Below are 17,095 nucleotides of genomic sequence, written 5' to 3' on the forward strand. Positions count from 1 at the left end.
GCTCGTCACCCGGTTGCCCGTCACCTTTTGGAGATGCTTGCCTAGTGGCAGGGGCGTTTGCGCGCCGACATCTTCTGCGACGATTTGCCTTACCGTTGACTTTACACCGGGGTTGGCTTCGCTATCCGATTCACGTTGCATAACTCGTATCGCAGAAGATGCGGTATCCTGACGTATCCCGACGGATGCGAATGCCGATGATTACCCAGGGGCTATCCTTCCGCTGTCCCTTCGGTCATGCCGCTTATTCCAACGCCATCAGATAATTATAACCGTTCGCCTTCAAATCGGCGACCAGCCTTTCAGCGGATCGCTTGGTGGTCCCAAGCAGCCAGTCGTTCCGGCGATACGTGGCAAACAATACGGTTGCCTGCCACGGGTGCTACCGCAGCACGAGATTGAAGGCATTCAGAGAGGATGGAAAGGTCGTTTACGATACCATCGACGGAAGAGGGGCGCGCCTCGGATTGGCTGCCTAGGGGTACGAAAAATCGTCCGCATCCCCCATGTGACAAACAATACGGTTGGCCGTCACAGGTTGGGCGTCAGACTCGGGTGTGTATCTCGGGCATCGCTGTCAAGCGTTCGTGGGTGCCAACGACCTCATTCTGAACAATTCTGAAGAACGTCCGAACCGCCTTTCGGGAACGCGGGCCGATGCTCTATAGTCGCAGTGTCCAGTATCCTTCCAGGGGAAGAGAAGGGGATGGCGCGGACATGCCGGCAGCAGCTCGCATCCTCATAGCAGACGATGACCCGCAGATTCGCGAAGTCGTGTCCGTGCTGCTCGGGGCGGACGGCTACACGGTGGAGCCTGCCGAAAGCGGCGAGCTCGCCGTCGCCCTTGTGCAGGCCGAAGACCCCGCGCCCTTCGACCTGATCATACTCGACGTCCTCATGCCCGGCATGTCGGGGTTCGAGGCTTGCGAGGAGATACGCCGCACGAGCATGGCCCCGGTGCTGTTCCTCACGGCGAAATCCCGCGAGGTCGACAAGGTACGCGGCCTCATGGCGGGCGGGGATGATTACCTGTCCAAGCCCTTCTCCTTCGCAGAGCTCCGCGCCCGCATACGCGCGATGCTGCGACGGTACCGGAAGTATGGCGGCGCCAGCTCGGCAGAGACGGTGCCGCCCGTGATCAACGTGGGCGACATCGAGATAGACGAGCGTCGCCGCGCCGTCACGCGCGCGGGAGTCCCAGTCGACCTCACCGATGTCGAGTATTCCGTGCTGGCCATGCTGGCAGAGCGTCGGGGCAGCGTGCTCACCGCGCGGCAGATATACGAGAGCGTGTGGGATGACCTGTATCTCCCGCAGTCGGGGAACACCGTGTCGGTGCATATCAGGAACCTGCGGAAAAAACTCGAAGACGACCCGAAGAACCCCCGTTACGTGCGCACGGTATGGGGTCGTGGCTATACGGTCGGGTAGCCCTCATGGGCAGGGGCGGGTGCATCTTCACGACAAGGGCACGCCGGTCATCGGGCGAGCCGGGCGTGTGCCTGCGCGCCTTGCGCATCCGTTGGTGCGACGGGGGCGTCAACAGGCTGGGGATCCGGCTGTTCGTGTACACGATCGCTGCCCTGTTCCTGGGCATCGCCGTGTTCGCCGTTACGCAGCTGGGGGCGAATTCCTTCATCGATGCCTATCTGACGGGCGGAAACGTGCGCGAGCAGCGCCTCGAGAGCATGGCGGGCTCGCTGCAGGAATACGTGTCGGCGAACGGCGTGAGCCACAATGACAAGGCGGCGCTCGACGATTGGGTTCACCAGCAGCAGTTCGTCCTTCTGCAGGTCTACAGCGATGGCATGGTGACGTACGACTCCAGCATGGACGTCGACCTGTCCGCTCTGAACATTCGCGGCGGCGACTCGATGCAGTGGCAGAAGACATACGATATAGGCTTCGCGGATGGGCGGGGCGAGGCAATGTTCTACGAGTACTTCAACGTGCGGGACAAGTACGTGGGAATCGCCCTCTCGGCGCTGTTGGGCATCGCGGCGTTCGTCATCGCGTTCCTCCTGTTCGTCCGCCGTATCACCCGCTACATCACCCAGCTGGGCGAGGAGTTGCGCATCCTCGAGGGCGGCGACCTGGAGCACGAGATACCCGTGCGCGGATCCGACGAGCTGGGGGATCTGGCGCAGAGCATCGACGACATGCGCCGGGGCATGCTCGAGCGACAGAGAGATGACGACCGCGTGCGCGAGCAAAGCTACGAGCTGGTCACGGCCATGTCGCACGACCTGCGCTCCCCGCTCACGGCGCTCATCGGGTACCTGGATATCCTGTCTCTGGACACGGCGGGACTCGAGATCGACCGGGACCGGTACCTGCGTGACAGTCGCATGAAAGCCTATCAGATCAAGGACATTTCCGACGAGCTCTTCGACTACTTCCTGTCGTTCGACAAGAGCACGCGCACCCACGAGCCCGAGACGTGCCGAGGTGACGAGCTGTTCCAGCAGGCGGTCGAGCCGGGCCTCTTCGAGTTGGAGTCGGCCGGCTTCACGGTGGTCGAATCGGGGGGAGAGGTCCTGGCGTCCTCGCTCGTCAGGGTCGACCGCATGCTCGCGCAGCGCGGCTTCGACAACATCTTCTCGAACATCGTGCGCCATGCGGACGCATCGGATCCGGTGCGGGTGTCGTATGCACGCGAGGGAGGCGACCTGCTCGTAAGGTTCGAGAACACCATGGTTCCCCGGCCCGGAGACGACGGGCCCGATGCCGCGCCCGAGGCAGGCGTGGGCCTGAGGGCGGCCCGGCACGCGTTCGAAGCATGCGGATGGCGGTTCTCGCATCGTGCGGCTGGCAACACCTTCGTCGTGGAGCTGCGCTGCGTGGCGGGGCAGGGGCAGGACGCGCCGCTGCATACGGGGAGGACGTGAGATATGAAGACGGTGATTCTCGCCGGCGGATTCGGCACCCGCATATCCGAAGAGAGCCACCTGAAGCCCAAGCCGATGGTAGAGATCTGCGGCATGCCGATTCTCTGGCACATCATGAAGGTGTTCACACGCAGGGCTTCGACGAGTTCGTCATCTGCGCGGGCTATCGGCAGGAAGTCATCAAGGATTGGTTCGCGAACTACCGTCTGCACAATTCGAACGTGACGTTCGATTTCTCCAACGGCGGGGACGTGCGTATCCACTCCGATTCGTCGGAGCACTGGAAGGTGAGCGTTGTCGACACGGGGTACGGCACTATGACGGGTGGGCGCATCAAGCGCATCATGCCCTATGTGGGCGACGAGCCGTTTTTCATGACCTATGGGGACGGTCTTGCCGACATCGACCTGCACGGGCTGTGCGAGTTCCACCGCAAGAGGGGGAGTATCGCCACGGTCACGGGTGTGTGCCCGACGCAGCGTTTCGGCGTCCTGGAGGTGGGGCGCGATGGCATGGTCAACGAGTTCCGCGAGAAGAGAGAAAGCGATGGCAACGTGGTGAACGGGGGCTTCATGCTTCTGGAATCCCAGGTGTTCGATTATATCGCAGGAGATGACACGGTGTTCGAGAACGACTCCCTCGCGCGGCTCGCGCAGGCGGGCCAGCTGAACTGCTATCGGCATGAGGGGTTCTGGCAATGCATGGACACCCAACGCGAGAAGCGCCTTCTCGAGGGGCTGTGGAGTTCGGGGAGGGCGCCGTGGAAGATATGGTAGGCATTCGGGAGGGGAGCATGCCCGCCGTCGTGCCGCATGACGGTCTCGACTGGCGCTTCTGGAAGGGCAGGCGCGTGCTCGTCACGGGCCATACCGGTTTCAAGGGCGCCTGGCTGTGCCGCATCTTAGCGCATGCGGGTGCGCAGGTGACGGGGTATGCGCTTGCCCCGCCCACGGCGCCGAGCCTCTTCGAGCTGGCGAACGTCGGCGATGCCCTGTGCTCGGTGATCGGCGATGTGCGCGACATTGCCCATCTGCGCCGGACGTTCGACCGGGCATGTCCGCAGGTCGTGTTTCACCTGGCCGCCCAGCCGCTCGTGCGCGGAGGGTACCGCGCTCCCCTGGAGACCTTCGAGACGAACGTCATGGGAACCGCGAACGTCATGGAATGCGTGCGCTCGTGCCCGAGCGTGTCATCGGTCGTAAGCGTGACCACGGACAAGGTCTACCGCAACAGGGAGACGCGCCGCGGATACCGCGAGGATGACGAGTTGTTCGGCAGCGATCCCTACGCAGCCTCCAAGGTCTGCTCGGAACTGGTCACGGCGGCATACCGCACGAGCTTTCTCGAGGATGCCGATGTGCCCGTCTCGACGGTGCGCGCGGGAAACGTGATCGGCGGCGGGGATTTCGCGCCCGGCAGGATCGTTCCCGACTGCGTGCGCTCGGCTCTTGCGGGGCGTCCCATCGCCGTGCGCAATCCCTTTTCGGTGCGCCCTTTCCAGCACGTGCTCGAGCCCCTGTTCGCCTATATGCGCATAGCGCGCGAGCAGGCGGGCGATGCACGCCTTGCGGGAAGCTACAACATAGGGCCCGATGCGGCTGACTGCGTGACGGTGGGCGAGCTCGTCCAGCTATTCTGCGAGGAATGGGGCGACGGCCTCGCCTGGCGGCGCGCAGACGCGAGCGGGCCCCACGAGGCGGGGCTGCTCGAGCTCGACTGCTCGCGCGTACGCCGGGTCTTCGGCTGGAGGCCCGTGTGGGATGTGCGCGCGGCCGTGCGCCTCACGGTCGCCTGGACGCGGGCATGGCAACAGGGACGGGCCGCGGCGTGCATGGACGGGCAGATCGGCAGCTGGCTGGAGACGGAGCGTGGAGCGTGACGAGGTTCGAGGGGATGACGGAGGAGCAGGCGCGCAGGCGGATTCTCGCCGAAGTCCGAGCGTACTGCGATGCCTACCACGCGCCGACCGACGAGTTCGAGCCGGGCGACCGCATCGGCTATGCGGGGCGCGTGTATGACCATGCCGAAATGGAGAACCTGGTGGACGCCGCGCTCGAGTTCTGGCTGACCGCGGGCCGTTACACGGATCGCCTCGAGCGTGCGCTGGGGGAGTATCTCGGCGTCGCGCACGTCTCGTTCGTGAATTCTGGCTCGAGCGCCAACCTCGCGGCATTCGCGGCGCTCACGGCGCCCGAGCTGGGGCCGCGCGCCATACGGCCCGGGGACGAGGTCATCACCGTGGCGTGCGGGTTTCCGACCACGGTGGCGCCGATCGTGCAATTCGGTGCCGTCCCGGTGTTCGTCGACGTCCAGATTCCCTCGTACAACGTGGACACGAGCCAACTGGATGCGGCGCTTTCCGAGCGCACCAAGGCGATCGTGCTGGCCCACACGCTGGGGAACCCCTTCGATGTCGAGGCGGTGGGGCGTCTCTGCCGAGAACGGGGCCTGTGGCTCGTCGAGGACAACTGCGACGCGCTGGGCAGCTCCTGCCTGGTGGACGGAACGTGGCGGCACACCGGCACGTTTGGCGATATAGCGACATCGAGCTTCTATCCTCCGCATCACATGACCACCGGGGAAGGGGGCGCCGTGTACACGAACGACCCGGGTCTCGCCCGCATCGTCCGCTCGATGCGCGATTGGGGTCGGGACTGCGCATGCCCCAGCGGTCGGGATAACTGCTGCGGGCACCGCTTCGACGGGCGGCACGGGACGCTTGCGCGCGGATACGACCACAAATACGTGTACTCGCATTTTGGATTCAACCTGAAGGCGACGGATCTTCAGGCGGCAGTCGGCTGCGCCCAGATCGAGAAGCTGCCCGCATTCACGGAAGCCCGCAAACGCAATCACGCCCGCTTGCGCGCGGCCCTCTCCCCGGTGCGAGACAGGCTCATCTTGCCGCAGGCGGCGCCTCGCTCCGATCCCAGCTGGTTCGGCTTTGCGATGACCTGCCGCGCGGGCGTCGACCGCACGGCGGTCGTGAAGTCGCTCGAACGAGACGGGATCCAGACGCGCATGCTCTTTGCGGGAAACATCGTGCGGCACCCGTGCTTCGACCGGATGCGCGCGAAAGGCGAGGGCTATCGCACGGTGGGCGACTTGCGGGTGACCGACCGGGTGATGGCCGACACCTTCTGGGTGGGCGTCTACCCTGGCATGAGCGTCGCAAAGCTCGACTACATGGCCGAGAGGATCTGCGAGGCGGTGAGCTGATATGGCACAAGGCGCGATCGGGGCAAAGACGGCGCCGGCGAATCCCGCATCCGAACTCGCCCTGGCCCGCTGCGTTGTCACCGGGGCGACGGGCATGCTGGGTTGCGCGCTCGTGAGGCTGCTCGCGTACGAGGGCATCGAGGTCTATGCGCTGGCCCGCCCCGGCTCGCCCCGCATGCCCCGCTTCGCGCGCATGCAGGGGGTGCACGTGGTGGAATGCGATATCTCCCATCTCGACGGTGCCGTCGCGGACATCCCCGGGCGCTGCGACGCGTTCTTCCACCTGGCATGGGAGGGGACGGAGCGAGCCGAGCGCGACGATGCCGCCGTGCAGGTGCGCAACATCGGCTACACGCTCGATGCCGTCGAGCTCGCGGCCGCGCTGGGCTGCACGGTGTTCGTCGGCGCGGGTTCCCAAGCCGAGTACGGACGTGTCGAGGGGCGCCTGGGTCCCTCGACGCCCACCCACCCCGAGACCGCCTATGGCATCGCGAAGCTCGCCGCCGGGCAGATCTCGCGCGTGCGGGCCGCCGCCTTGGGGCTCAGGCACGAATGGGCGCGCATTGCGAGCGTATACGGGCCAGGCGACCGCCCCTCCACCATGGTGATGAGCGTCTTGAGAGCGCTCAGGGATGGGCGGCGTCCCCAGCTCACCGCCTGCGAGCAGCGGTGGGATTACCTGTACTGCGACGATGCAGCCCGCGCCCTCGAGCTCGTCGCCGCGCGCGGGCGCGACCAGGCCATCTATTGCGTGGGCAGCGGCGTCGTCCGCGTGCTGAAGGACGTCGTGCGCGAGCTGCGCGACATGGTGGACCCCGGGCTCGAATTGGGCATCGGAGAGATTCCCTATGCGCCCGACCAGGTCATGCACCTGGAGGTGGATATCTCGTCGCTCGTCGAGGACACGGGATTCTCGCCTCGCGTCTCCCTTGCCGAGGGCATGGCGCGCACGATCGCCTCGCTCGACGGGAGCGAAGATGCAGACGGCGCACCGTGCATGCCACGCGAACGGTCCCGCGCCGCTCGCACGAAGATAAGCGTGGTCGTGCCTTGTCTCAACGAGGCGGAAAACGTCGTGGCGCTGTACGATGCGCTCGTCACCATGCTGGACGCCGAGCTTCCCGCGTACGATTACGAGATCCTCTTCATCGACAACTGCTCGACGGACGGGACGCGCGACAGGATCCGTCTCCTGTGCGCAGGCGACCGCCATGTGAAGGCCATATTCAACACACGCGACTTCGGCCAGTTCAACAGCCCCTATTATGGGCTCTGCCAGACGACGGGCGCCTGTGCCGTGCTCATGTGCTGCGATTTTCAAGACCCGGTCGAGCTCATCCCCGATTTCGTGCACGCGTGGGAGTCGGGCTACAAGGTCGTGTGCGGCATAAAGGCGGACAGCGAGGAGAACAGGCTGCTCCGCTGGCTCCGCACGCGGTACTACCGCAGGATTCGCACGATGAGCGCTGTTGCCCAGATCGAGCATTTCACCGGGTTCGGCCTCTACGACGCCAGCTTCGTCGACGTGCTGCGGCAGCTCGACGACCCGACGCCGTTCCTCAGGGGCATAGTGGCCGAGCTGGGACCCGCGCGCAAGGACATCCCCTACACGCAGCGAAGGAGGCGCGCGGGCAAAAGCCACAACGGGTTCGCGTCGCTCTATGACGCGGCCATGCTCTCGTTCACCAGCTACACGAAGTCGGGGTTGCGCGTGGCCACCCTCGCGGGGTTCGCCCTGGGGGCGGCGAGCCTGGTGGCTGCGCTCGTGTACCTGGTGCTCAAGCTGGCGTTCTGGGACAGCTTCTCGGAAGGTTCCGTCATGCCGCTGCTCGCCGTCCTCATGCTCGGCTCCGTGCTGCTGTTCTTCCTGGGGCTTCTGGGCGAGTACGTCATGGCCATCAACGTGCGCGTGATGAAACGGCCCCTGGTAGTCGAGGAGGAGCGGATGAATTTCGATGCGGGCGACGCGGGGCGACGTGCGCAGGGGGAGGGGGAGGACGCGTGAAGGTCAAGGTCTCGGACTACATCGCACGGTTCCTAGTGGAGCACGGCATCAGCCACTGCTTCACGGTCGTGGGCGGCGGTGCCATGCACATGAACGATTCGTTTGGGCACCAAGAGGGTCTGACCTGCATATACAATCACCACGAACAGGCTTGCGCCATGGCGGCCGAGGCCTACGCGCGCATTGGCAACCACGTGGCCGCTGTGTGCGTCACCTCCGGACCGGGCGGCACCAACGCCATCACCGGCGTGCTGTGCGCTTGGGAGGACTCGCTGCCCCTGCTCGTGTTCTCGGGGCAGGTGCGCCGCATGAACATGGCGCGCAGCACCGGCCTCGCGGGGCTGCGCATGATGGGCGACCAGGAGTACGACATCGTTCCCGCCGTCACGCACCTGACCAAGTATGCCGTGCTCCTCGACGACCCGAAGCGCGTGCGCTACTGCCTGGAGAAGGCCCTGCACCTTGCCCGATCGGGGCGTCCCGGCCCCTGCTGGCTCGATGTCCCGCTCGATATCCAAGCTGCCGTCGTGGACGACGATGCGCTGGTCGGCTACGAGGTGTCCGAAGATGCCGCTTCGAGGCCGCCCGCACCCTCGGATGAGGTGGTAGACGCCATCCTGGACAAGATCTCAATGGCCAGGCGCCCCGTGTTCCATCCCGGCAACGGGATACGGTTGGCGGGGGCGTACGGGCTTTTCCGCCGCGTGGCCGACAAGCTGGGAATCCCCATCGTCACCTGCTGGGACAGCGTGGATCTCGTGCCGGATGCTCACCCGCTCTATGTGGGGCGCGAGGGGATCGCAGGCACGCGCGCGGGCAACTTCGCCATTCAAACCGCCGACCTCATCTTCGCGGTCGGCGCACGTCTAGGCATGCGCGACGTGGGCTTCGATGCAGAACGGTGGGCACCCCACGCGTTCGTCATCATGAGCGACATCTGCCCCGACGAGATGCGCAAGCCCACCATTCACGTGGAAATGCCGGTCTGGGCGGATGCGCGAGAGCTCTTGGAGCGCCTCGAGCTGCGTCTGGACGAACGCATCGCCGCCGGCGCCTGGGGCGCGGGCCGCCGCGCGTGGGCCGCGAGATGCCGGGCGTGGAGGGAAAGGTACCCAGTGTTGCTCGCGCGCCACCACGCCGTGGACGAGCCGGCCAACCTGTACATGCTCATCGACGCGCTCTCGCGGGCCCTCGAACCGGGAAGGGTGGTCGTCACGGGCTCAGGCGCCACCTGTGTCGCGGGCAGCCAGGGCTTCGTCATCAAGGAGGGCACGCGCTACCTGATAAACTGCGGCGTCTGCCCGCTGGGCTACGATCTGCCGGCGGCCATCGGCGCGTGCGTGGCCGAACACGGCGACAGTGCGCTGTACGGGCGCGGCACGGGGCTGCGAGACACGATTCTGTTCACGGGGGACGGCGGCATCCAGTTCAACCTGCAGGAGCTGCAGGTGATCGTCCACCACAGGCTGCCCATCAAGATCTTCGTCGTCAACAACCAGGGGTACCACTCGATTCGCCAGACGCAGCAGAACAATTTCAGCGGCGATCCCGTCGGCATCGGGCCGGACAGCGGGGATTTGAGCTTTCCCGATATGGGGAGGATCGCCGCGGCGTACGGCCTTCCCTATGCCCGCTGCGAACGCAACTCCGACCTTGATGCCACCATTGGGCGCGTCCTCGCCCTCGAGGGTCCCGCGCTCTGCGAGGTGATGACAACGATCGACCAGCCATTCGAGCCGAAGCTCGCCTCGCGCGTCCTCGAGGACGGCACGACGCAGTCACCCGGCCTGGAGGACCTGGCGCCGTTTCTGCCCCGTGACGAACTCGCGCGCATCATGAGCGTGGTCGAGGAATGAGCGCCTTGCCGGACAGGACCGACGGGTGCGCTTCGCCGCGCCCCGGCATGCGGGACCTCACCGCCCCGAGGGCCTCTCTCCTGCTGCTGCGCACGTGGTGGTACACGGTGCCGCTCGTCCTCGTCGCGCTCGCCTCCTTCGGGTTTTCCTGCACGCACTACTCGATCAGCATCGACGATCTGGCGGGAAGCCGCTACATCGCGGGGGAGCTCTTGGCGCAACGGCGGTTCACCTGGCCGCTCATCGCGCACCTGTTCGGCTTCGACAACACGGTTCCCCTCGTCATGGATGCACTGGGCATCGTGCTTCTGACGTTTTCCACAGCGCTTCTGAGCGGGCTGTTCGTAAGCGTCTCGCGAGGGCGCTTCACTCGTGGCGCGGCACTCGCGTTCTCGTGCGTGTATGTCTCGTTCCCGCTGTCGGAAGAGCTGTTCGTCTACACTGCCATGCCCCTGGCCGTCGGCGGCTGCATGGTCCTGGTCGCGCTTTCGCTCACGCTCGTCGACAGGTCCTTCTCCAGGAGGGGCGCGAGGTCTTTCGCGTGCCTTGCGGGGGCTGTTGCGTGTTTGGTCCTCGTCGTCGGTTGGTACGAGTCGCATGTCGTCGTCTTCATATGCGCGGTGTTCGCGCTGCTCTTCCTTGCCAACGACCCCAGCCTTGAGCTGCGTCGCCAGTTTGGCAGGGCGGTCGGAAGCGGGTTCAGGTACGCGGTCGTCCTCGCTGCAGGCGTTGTCCTCGGAGTCGGCATCGGCGTGCTCGTGATGAACGTGGCGGGCATCGAGGCGTCATCGAATGCGTACAATGCGCTGAGCATCGTAAACGGGCAGAACCTCGTTCAAACGATGAGGGATTTCCTCTTCGCCTATGCGGGGCGTGCCCCATTCTACCTGCCCATAGCCGTACTCGACCTATCCGTGCTGGCATGCCTCGTCCTCATCGTCGCCGACGCGGGCAGGCACCGTTCGCCCTGCCGTGCCCTTCTCCTGGTATGCATGGTGCCGTGCCTGGTCGTCATGACGCTGCTGGAATCCCTGCCCGCGCCCTATCGGACGGCGCAGATAGTGCCGTTCTTCGTCGCCGCCGTGGCGGCGCTCGTGTGGGCGCATGTCGAAGGCGTGGGCCGCGGCGAGCCGGGACGAGCCGGGCGGGCGCTTTTTGGCGCGGCGCTGTGCGTGCTCGTGTGCGTCCAGGTGGCCGACATCAACCATTGGTATCGCGTCGACTGGGAGCGCAACCTCGCCGAGCGTCAGATCATGCACGAGATAGCCGCCGACTTGGATGAGCGCGGGCTTGCCGGCAAGCCCGTCGCGTTCACCGGCGACTTCATCCTCGGAGGCACCTGGCGTGAGGACGAGTTCATCCGTTCGGATGACCCGCGTGCGGCATGCTTCGCGGACAGGGGGCTGACGCAGGTCGACATGACGGCGGAATTCGCCTTCTCCGTCCAGGAGACCTACGAGTACACGACGTGGGCCATGCAGGCATTCGGCGGCCAGGACGAGCTGTTCAAGTATCTTGACGTCATGGGGTGCCCGCTCATCCAGGCCACTCCCGGGCAGCTCGAAGACGCACGATCGCAGGCGGAGGGGATCCCCGCCTGGCCGGCGCCGTCCGGCATAGTCGACCGGGGCACGTACGTCCAAGTGCAGCTGGGGTACACCGACCCGAGATGGAAGGCGCTGTGAGGCATTGCCCCAGCCCCCATCCCCGCGCTCGACGATCCAGCCCACAGCGCGCGTCGGCTCACGGTGTTTTCCGGAGGCTGCTGGGACGATTTACAGGGACGTGCCCAGCCGGTATGCCTTCAGCACCAGGATCCTCGTATGTCTCCTCCGTATGTCTGCCGTTTCTTATCCACACGTGCCCGACGTTGCCGATGCCCGCGGCGACCTTCTCGAGATCATCACCTCACCCCCCTTGCGAAGCTCAGGCAAGGGTCCAGGTGGGCTTGTCGCCTTCAGCCATGGCGCCGATCACCGCGACGGGACAGGGGTACAGTGCCAGCAGGCTGTCGTTTTCGTCTTTCGGCATGGATTTCCACCTCCTTTCCAGGTTTCGACGTTGCCGCCGGGTTTTGTTAAGAGCAACTTGATTTTGCTGGAAAAGATTCTTGACTTTAAATCACAGTTCAGGTTAGTAATGTTTCTCGAAATATCTTTAACGGCTTCAGAGAGGCGCAAAATGGAGAAGGTATACACCATCGGGGAGGCGAGCGACGAGCTGGGCATGCCAGCGTCCACGCTTCGCTACTACGACAAGAGGGGGCTCTTCCCCGACGTGGCGCGAAGCCAAGGCGGCATGCGCGTCTACACCGAGGACGACTTGGAATGGGCGCGCTTCATCGAGCGCCTGAAGGTCTCGGGCATGCCCATCGCCGAGATCAAGGAGTACATCGACCTCTACCGCGAGGGCGATTCCACCATCGAGCGGCGCCGTGAGATCGTCCACGAGCGCCGCGACCGAATCGACGAGCAGATAAGGGAGCTGGAGAACGCGCGCGACTTCATCGACTACAAATGCTGGTTCTACGACGTTGCCGCCGAGTCCGGCACCTGTGACACGCCGCGCGACATGCCGCTGGAGGACCTGCCGCCCAAGATCGCGCGCATCAAGAAGAAGTGCCGCATCAACCGGTACTAGAGGAGGTCTGAGGCAAACATGGTGCGATCTCCATTCCGCCGCGATCCCCTTCGCCTTCTCGATGTCCGACCGCCGGGTCGGCTTGTCACCGCCGACGAGCAGCAGGAGCAGGGTGCCTAAAAGGCCTATTTGGCCCAGCCCATAATGAAAGGCCGCTGGAAAAGGAACGCCGAGGGGTTCCGGATAAATCAGTTGCCGATGATCTGCACGAAGAACCGCCGATGACGCGGACCATCGAATTCGCAGAAGCGTACGCCCTGCCACGTGCCCAGCGCCAGACGGCCGTCAGAAACGGGAATGGTCTCGCTGCACCCCACCGCGCTGCTTTTCAGGTGCGCATGGCTGTTCCCCTCGGCATGGCGGAAGGCGGGTCGGTCGGGGAACGTGTCGCCCAGCGCAAGCAGCAGGTCATGCACCACATCGGGATCCGCGTTTTCGTTGATGGTGATCGCGGCCGTGGTGTGCGGACAATACACGCAGCAAAGGCCCTCCCTTACGCCCGACTCCGCGACCGCCTGCTCCACCTGCCGTGTGATATCAATCAAGTCGTAGGCCGGAGTGTCCAGCTCGAAGGTCTTCATGGCAGCCCCTTCCATCTCGCGCCTTCCCGCAGTTGTCCCATGCGGAAATCCCTAGGGAACCGCTGACATATTCCGCCAGCCCGGGAACGACATGCTGGCGCCGGAGCGGCTCAATCCTCGTTCGCGCACGTCAGCGCGCTCGCTCGCCTTTCGCCGCCCCGGCACTCAGCCCGCCGTCCCCGGCCAAGGCGGAATAAATCAGTGCTTCCCTAGCCATTATAGGCTGCTAGATCGGGATGGCGCCATGGTCGCCGAAGAAGGCGTGTTCGGGTTGGCTCCGCTGGCTTATACTTGCGAGCATGAAGAACGCGATGTCATTTCATTCAGGTGATACCCTGCTGCATAGGTGCGATGCACGGGTGAAGGTTGTCGCGGTCTTCGCGTACTCGATCGCCCTTCTTCTTGCTCGCTCATGGTGGGCGATGGGGGTCTTGGCTGGCTTGTTCGCCATCGCGGCCGTTGCCGGCAAGTTGCCCCTCCGCCAGGCGATGAGCCAACTCATCTCGCTCGGCGTCATCCTTGCGTTCACGGTCGCGGTCCCGGTGCTCTCAGGCCAGGGCCTTCTGCCCGGCTTGTACAACGCATGCCGCATTGCGCTTCTGGTGGCTGCCTCCCTCGTCATCACCGGTACGACGTCCTCCGAGCAATTGGCACGTGCTTTAGATCGATTGCTTTCGCCGCTGGGCCGCATTGGCGTGCCGACACGCGACATCGCGACGGCGGCATCTATCGGGCTGCGCTTCATTCCGGCCATCATCGACGAATATCATCTGGTCAGACTTGCCCAGCAATCACGCGGAGCGCGATTCGAAAGCGGCGGTCCCGTACAACGGATCCGCGCCTGGCGCAACGTGTTCATCCCGCTTTTCGTGGGTCTGTTCCGCCGTGCGGAGACTCTTGCGGTTGCCATGGACGCCCGCTGCTATGGAGCCCAGGCGGAGAGTTCGATGCGTCTGCGAGTGTAACGCGCATTTCGCATCCGGAAGGGGCAAAGGCTGTCCGATCCGGTACCCGTCGGCGCGCCGGATGTCCCAATGGGATTCTGAACATCATGGCAGGCAGGGCGCATGCCACGCCCCTACAGGGGAACCCCATGAATCGCCCGTACAGATGCCGGCACAGGAGCGAACGCCGCGCACCCGCAGGGGAACCGCAGCACTTTCCCTAGGGAACCGCTGACATATTCCGCCAGCCCGGGAACGACATGCTGGCGCCGGAGCGGCTCGATCCTCGTTCGCGCACGTCAGTGCGCTCGCTCGCCTTTCGCCGCTGCGGCACTCAGCCCGCCGTCCCCGGCCAAGGCGGAATTAATCAATGCTTCCCTAGCCGAATGCGTATGAGAGAGGGCGACCGCGGCGTAGGCGAACGCCCAGCGGGCTCCCTTTCGCCAGGGCCGCGTCCCGCTGGGGCGGTCCGTCGAATCGGCGGGCATCGGATTCGGGCCTAATGCCCCTCGCCTGCCATCATGCTGATCGCGTGCGGAAGCATCGGCTTCAGGCCCTCCCAGTTCTCACGGGCAGCCTTCTCGCTGCCCGGCAGGTTGACGACCAGATGATGATCGCGTTGCATGCATACCGCACGGGACAGGGCCGCGTTCGGGGTGATGGCGAAGCTGTAGGCGCGCATCGCCTCGACGATGCCGGGGACGTTGCGCTGACATACCAGCTGCGTTGCCTCGGGGGTCACATCGCGTAAAGAAAGGCCGCTTCCTCCGCACGTCAGGACTACGTCGGCATCGAGCTCGTCGGTCGCACGCACGATGGCTGCGCCGATATCATTTATCCGGTCGGGCACGATCGTGCGGTCGATGACCTTCCACCCCAGCTCGCGGATCAGATCCTCCAGCGCCGCTCCGGCGGAATCCTCTTCCAGCGTCCGCGTGTCGCTGCAGGTGACGATAGCGATGCGGGGGATATGCTTCTGAGGCGCCTTGCCGTGTGCGACGTCGTGCGCGTGGGCAGCCGCGGCCGCCCGTTCAAGATCCACCATCACAGAACCAACTCCTCCGGGATGTCGAGAAGCAGGCATTCGACCATATCGCCTGCTCGCTTGCTTTCAAGGCCCTCGGGCATGATTGCCAGGCAGTTGCTGCGTTGGATCACTCCGAACAGGCCGCTGCTCTGATTCGCCGCCGGGGTGACCAGATAGCCCTGCTCGTCCTTCGTCAACGTAGACCGCAGGTAGATGCGGCGCGGATCCTTCTTGCGCATATCCTTGGAGAGGCGCGCCCATACGGCGGTGTGCTCGAAGTGCGTGTAACCCTGCATCTTGCGCAGCATGGGGCGGATGAGCATATGGAATCCCGTGTACGCCGCCGCGGGGTTTCCAGGAAGTCCGAACACGGGCGTGCCGTTCACCAACCCGGACGTCTGCGCTTTGCCAGGCCGCATATTCACCGTGACCATGTGCAGGGTGCCCAGCTCATCGACCACCTTCTTGATGAAGTCGAAGTCGCCGTTGGCGGCGCCGCCGGTGGTGAGCACGAAATCGTATTCCTTCGAGGCATCGTCGACGGCCGATTTGAGCGCCTCGAACGTGTCCTCCACGATGGGGAGCATGATTGGGATCCCGCCGGCTTCCTGCACGCATGCCGCCATGGCGTAGCTGTTGGAATTGCGGATTTTCCCCGGGGCGGGGACCTCGGAGGGGTCGACCAGCTCGCTTCCCGTGGCGATGACCGCCACGCGCGGGCGCCGGTACGTGGGAATCTCCACATTGCCGCATCCGGCTAAGAATCCGATTCCGGCAGAGCTTATCACGTCGCCCGCATGCACGATGACCTCGCCCGCACGGGCCTCCTCGCCCGCCTCGCGCACGTTGCTTCGCCGCTTGGTGGGAGCGGTGAACTCGACAAGGCTCCCCACATGGCCGTCGCCCTCGCGCACGCCGACGATCTCGTATTTCACGACGGAATCCGCCGCTGCGGGAAGGGGTGCGCCTGTCATGATGCGGATGCATTCCCCGTCCGCGATGTTGCCCTCGTACACATCTCCCGCCGCTTCCTCGGCGATCACGCGCAGCGCGACGGGGGATTCCGCCGATGCGCCGGCGATTTGGCTCGCCTGCACGGCGAATCCGTCCATGGCGGAATGAGCGAACGGGGAGATGTCGATATCGCTGACCAGATCCGCCGCGGCGACGCGCCCCGCCGCCTGCAGCAAGGGGACGACCTCGGCATCGAGCGGGGCGACGTGCGAGGTCAGCAGCTCGCGCGCCTCCTCGGGTGAAATCATCTCTTTCAAAGGATACTCCTTAACTCAAGATAATAGATTGCGGCAATTATAGATGTTTGCGCTCCAATGGGGAAACGGCTGCCCGCTTCTCAGGCTACATCTCGATTTCGCCGCGAAGCAGCTGGCCCAGCGTGGTGAAATCGTCTTCCAACGCTGCCATCTTCGTGCGGTCGTAAATCGCCGCTGCGGGATGGAAGATGGGAAACACCTTGAATTTCCCCGCCCGCTGGAGCGAGCCGTGCAGCCGCGTGATCCCCACCTCGGTCTTGAGGATGAACTTGGTGGAGAAATTGCCCAGCGTCACGATGAATTCGGGGTCGATGGTGCGCGTCTGCTCCCGGAGGAACGGGGTGCAAGCTTGAATCTCCTCGGGCAGGGGGTTGCGGTTCCCCGGCGGGCGGCATTTCAACACGTTGGCGATGTAGACTTCCTCCCGTGTGAGTCCTGCGATCGAGAGCAGCTCGGTGAGGGTTTGCCCCGCCTTGCCGACGAAGGGTATGCCTTGCAAGTCCTCGTTCTTGCCGGGCGCCTCGCCGACGATGAGCACGCGGGCCTCGGGGTTGCCGTCGCCGAATACCAGGTTCGTCCGTCCCTCCCACAGCGAGCAGGCATGGCAGTCCTCGCAGTACACGCGGAGGTCTTCGAGGGGGATATGGGGTGCGGTCATGGATGC

14 protein-coding genes are annotated in these 17,095 nt (G+C 64.7%); 10 read left to right on the top strand and 4 right to left on the bottom strand.

Annotation, left to right across the window (positions count from 1 at the left end):
• Positions 1–717: 717 nt before the first annotated feature.
• From NOV21_RS04865 to NOV21_RS04910, 9 genes are all read left to right on the top strand, one after another.
• Positions 718–1,431, top strand: a complete 714-nt coding sequence (locus NOV21_RS04865; RefSeq protein ID WP_283170077.1) for a response regulator transcription factor — start codon at positions 718–720, stop codon at positions 1,429–1,431.
• A 5-nt stretch (positions 1,432–1,436) separates the two neighbouring features.
• Positions 1,437–2,888 carry a sensor histidine kinase gene (locus NOV21_RS04870; RefSeq protein ID WP_283170078.1) on the top strand — a complete coding sequence of 484 codons (1,452 nt, stop codon included), beginning with the start codon at positions 1,437–1,439 and terminating at the stop codon, positions 2,886–2,888.
• Positions 2,885–3,664, top strand: coding sequence for a sugar phosphate nucleotidyltransferase (locus NOV21_RS11340; protein ID WP_428978383.1), 780 nt, complete (start codon positions 2,885–2,887; stop codon positions 3,662–3,664). Before NOV21_RS04870 ends, NOV21_RS11340 begins: the two co-directional genes overlap by 4 nt.
• Positions 3,658–4,767 carry a CDP-glucose 4,6-dehydratase gene (rfbG, locus tag NOV21_RS04885; protein WP_283170249.1) on the top strand — a complete coding sequence of 370 codons (1,110 nt, stop codon included), beginning with the start codon at positions 3,658–3,660 and terminating at the stop codon, positions 4,765–4,767. Before NOV21_RS11340 ends, rfbG begins: the two co-directional genes overlap by 7 nt.
• A complete protein-coding gene (gene rfbH, locus NOV21_RS04890; RefSeq protein WP_283170080.1) occupies positions 4,764–6,107 on the top strand; it encodes a lipopolysaccharide biosynthesis protein RfbH in 1,344 nt (447 codons plus the stop codon). The genes rfbG and rfbH overlap by 4 nt, the downstream gene beginning before the upstream one ends.
• Position 6,108: 1 nt before the next feature.
• Positions 6,109–8,112, top strand: coding sequence for an NAD-dependent epimerase/dehydratase family protein (locus NOV21_RS04895; protein WP_283170081.1), 2,004 nt, complete (start codon positions 6,109–6,111; stop codon positions 8,110–8,112).
• Entirely contained in the window at positions 8,109–9,968 is a 1,860-nt protein-coding gene (locus NOV21_RS04900; RefSeq protein ID WP_283170082.1) for a thiamine pyrophosphate-binding protein, read from the top strand. Before NOV21_RS04895 ends, NOV21_RS04900 begins: the two co-directional genes overlap by 4 nt.
• A gap of 5 nt (positions 9,969–9,973) precedes the next feature.
• Positions 9,974–11,653, top strand: coding sequence for a glucosyltransferase domain-containing protein (locus NOV21_RS04905; protein WP_283170083.1), 1,680 nt, complete (start codon positions 9,974–9,976; stop codon positions 11,651–11,653).
• A 496-nt stretch (positions 11,654–12,149) separates the two neighbouring features.
• Positions 12,150–12,608 (top strand): MerR family transcriptional regulator, encoded by a 459-nt coding sequence (locus NOV21_RS04910; RefSeq protein ID WP_283170084.1) that lies wholly within the window; start codon positions 12,150–12,152, stop codon positions 12,606–12,608.
• Positions 12,609–12,796: 188 nt separating this feature from the next.
• On the opposite strand, the gene NOV21_RS04915 is transcribed toward NOV21_RS04910, so the two are convergent.
• Complete coding sequence (locus NOV21_RS04915) at positions 12,797–13,189, bottom strand: secondary thiamine-phosphate synthase enzyme YjbQ (protein ID WP_283170085.1); 393 nt, start codon at positions 13,187–13,189, stop codon at positions 12,797–12,799.
• Positions 13,190–13,500: 311 nt separating this feature from the next.
• Here NOV21_RS04915 and NOV21_RS04920 point away from each other — a divergent pair, with 311 nt between their 5' ends.
• The gene (locus NOV21_RS04920; protein ID WP_283170086.1) at positions 13,501–14,154 is read left to right on the top strand and encodes an energy-coupling factor transporter transmembrane component T family protein; all 654 of its coding nucleotides are present in this window, start codon (positions 13,501–13,503) and stop codon (positions 14,152–14,154) included.
• Between the two features lie 478 nt (positions 14,155–14,632).
• On the opposite strand, the gene NOV21_RS04925 is transcribed toward NOV21_RS04920, so the two are convergent.
• The 3 genes from NOV21_RS04925 to NOV21_RS04935 form a co-directional block, all read right to left on the bottom strand.
• Positions 14,633–15,178 carry a MogA/MoaB family molybdenum cofactor biosynthesis protein gene (locus NOV21_RS04925; RefSeq protein ID WP_283170087.1) on the bottom strand — a complete coding sequence of 182 codons (546 nt, stop codon included), beginning with the start codon at positions 15,176–15,178 and terminating at the stop codon, positions 14,633–14,635.
• On the bottom strand, positions 15,178–16,431 hold the full coding sequence (locus NOV21_RS04930) for a molybdopterin molybdotransferase MoeA (RefSeq protein WP_283170088.1): 1,254 nt from the start codon (positions 16,429–16,431) through the stop codon (positions 15,178–15,180). Before NOV21_RS04930 ends, NOV21_RS04925 begins: the two co-directional genes overlap by 1 nt.
• A gap of 85 nt (positions 16,432–16,516) precedes the next feature.
• Positions 16,517–17,089 (bottom strand): uracil-DNA glycosylase, encoded by a 573-nt coding sequence (locus NOV21_RS04935; protein WP_283170089.1) that lies wholly within the window; start codon positions 17,087–17,089, stop codon positions 16,517–16,519.
• Between the last annotated feature and the right edge of the window lie 6 nt (positions 17,090–17,095).

Source organism: Curtanaerobium respiraculi, assembly GCF_024609215.1.
Classification (GTDB): Bacteria; Actinomycetota; Coriobacteriia; order Coriobacteriales; family Eggerthellaceae; genus Curtanaerobium; species Curtanaerobium respiraculi.

Excerpts from the sequence above, each read along its gene's own strand:
- NOV21_RS04910 (WP_283170084.1), top strand. The coding sequence starts at position 12,150 with ATGGAGAAGGTATACACCATCGGGGAGGCGAGCGACGAGCTGGGCATG.
- NOV21_RS04935 (WP_283170089.1), bottom strand. The coding sequence starts at position 17,089 with ATGACCGCACCCCATATCCCCCTCGAAGACCTCCGCGTGTACTGCGAG.
- rfbG (WP_283170249.1), top strand. The coding sequence starts at position 3,658 with ATGGTAGGCATTCGGGAGGGGAGCATGCCCGCCGTCGTGCCGCATGAC.
- NOV21_RS04865 (WP_283170077.1), top strand. The coding sequence starts at position 718 with ATGCCGGCAGCAGCTCGCATCCTCATAGCAGACGATGACCCGCAGATT.
- NOV21_RS04895 (WP_283170081.1), top strand. The coding sequence starts at position 6,109 with ATGGCACAAGGCGCGATCGGGGCAAAGACGGCGCCGGCGAATCCCGCA.
- NOV21_RS04925 (WP_283170087.1), bottom strand. The coding sequence starts at position 15,178 with ATGGTGGATCTTGAACGGGCGGCCGCGGCTGCCCACGCGCACGACGTC.
- NOV21_RS04870 (WP_283170078.1), top strand. The coding sequence starts at position 1,437 with ATGGGCAGGGGCGGGTGCATCTTCACGACAAGGGCACGCCGGTCATCG.
- NOV21_RS04915 (WP_283170085.1), bottom strand. The coding sequence starts at position 13,189 with ATGAAGACCTTCGAGCTGGACACTCCGGCCTACGACTTGATTGATATC.
- NOV21_RS04920 (WP_283170086.1), top strand. The coding sequence starts at position 13,501 with ATGTCATTTCATTCAGGTGATACCCTGCTGCATAGGTGCGATGCACGG.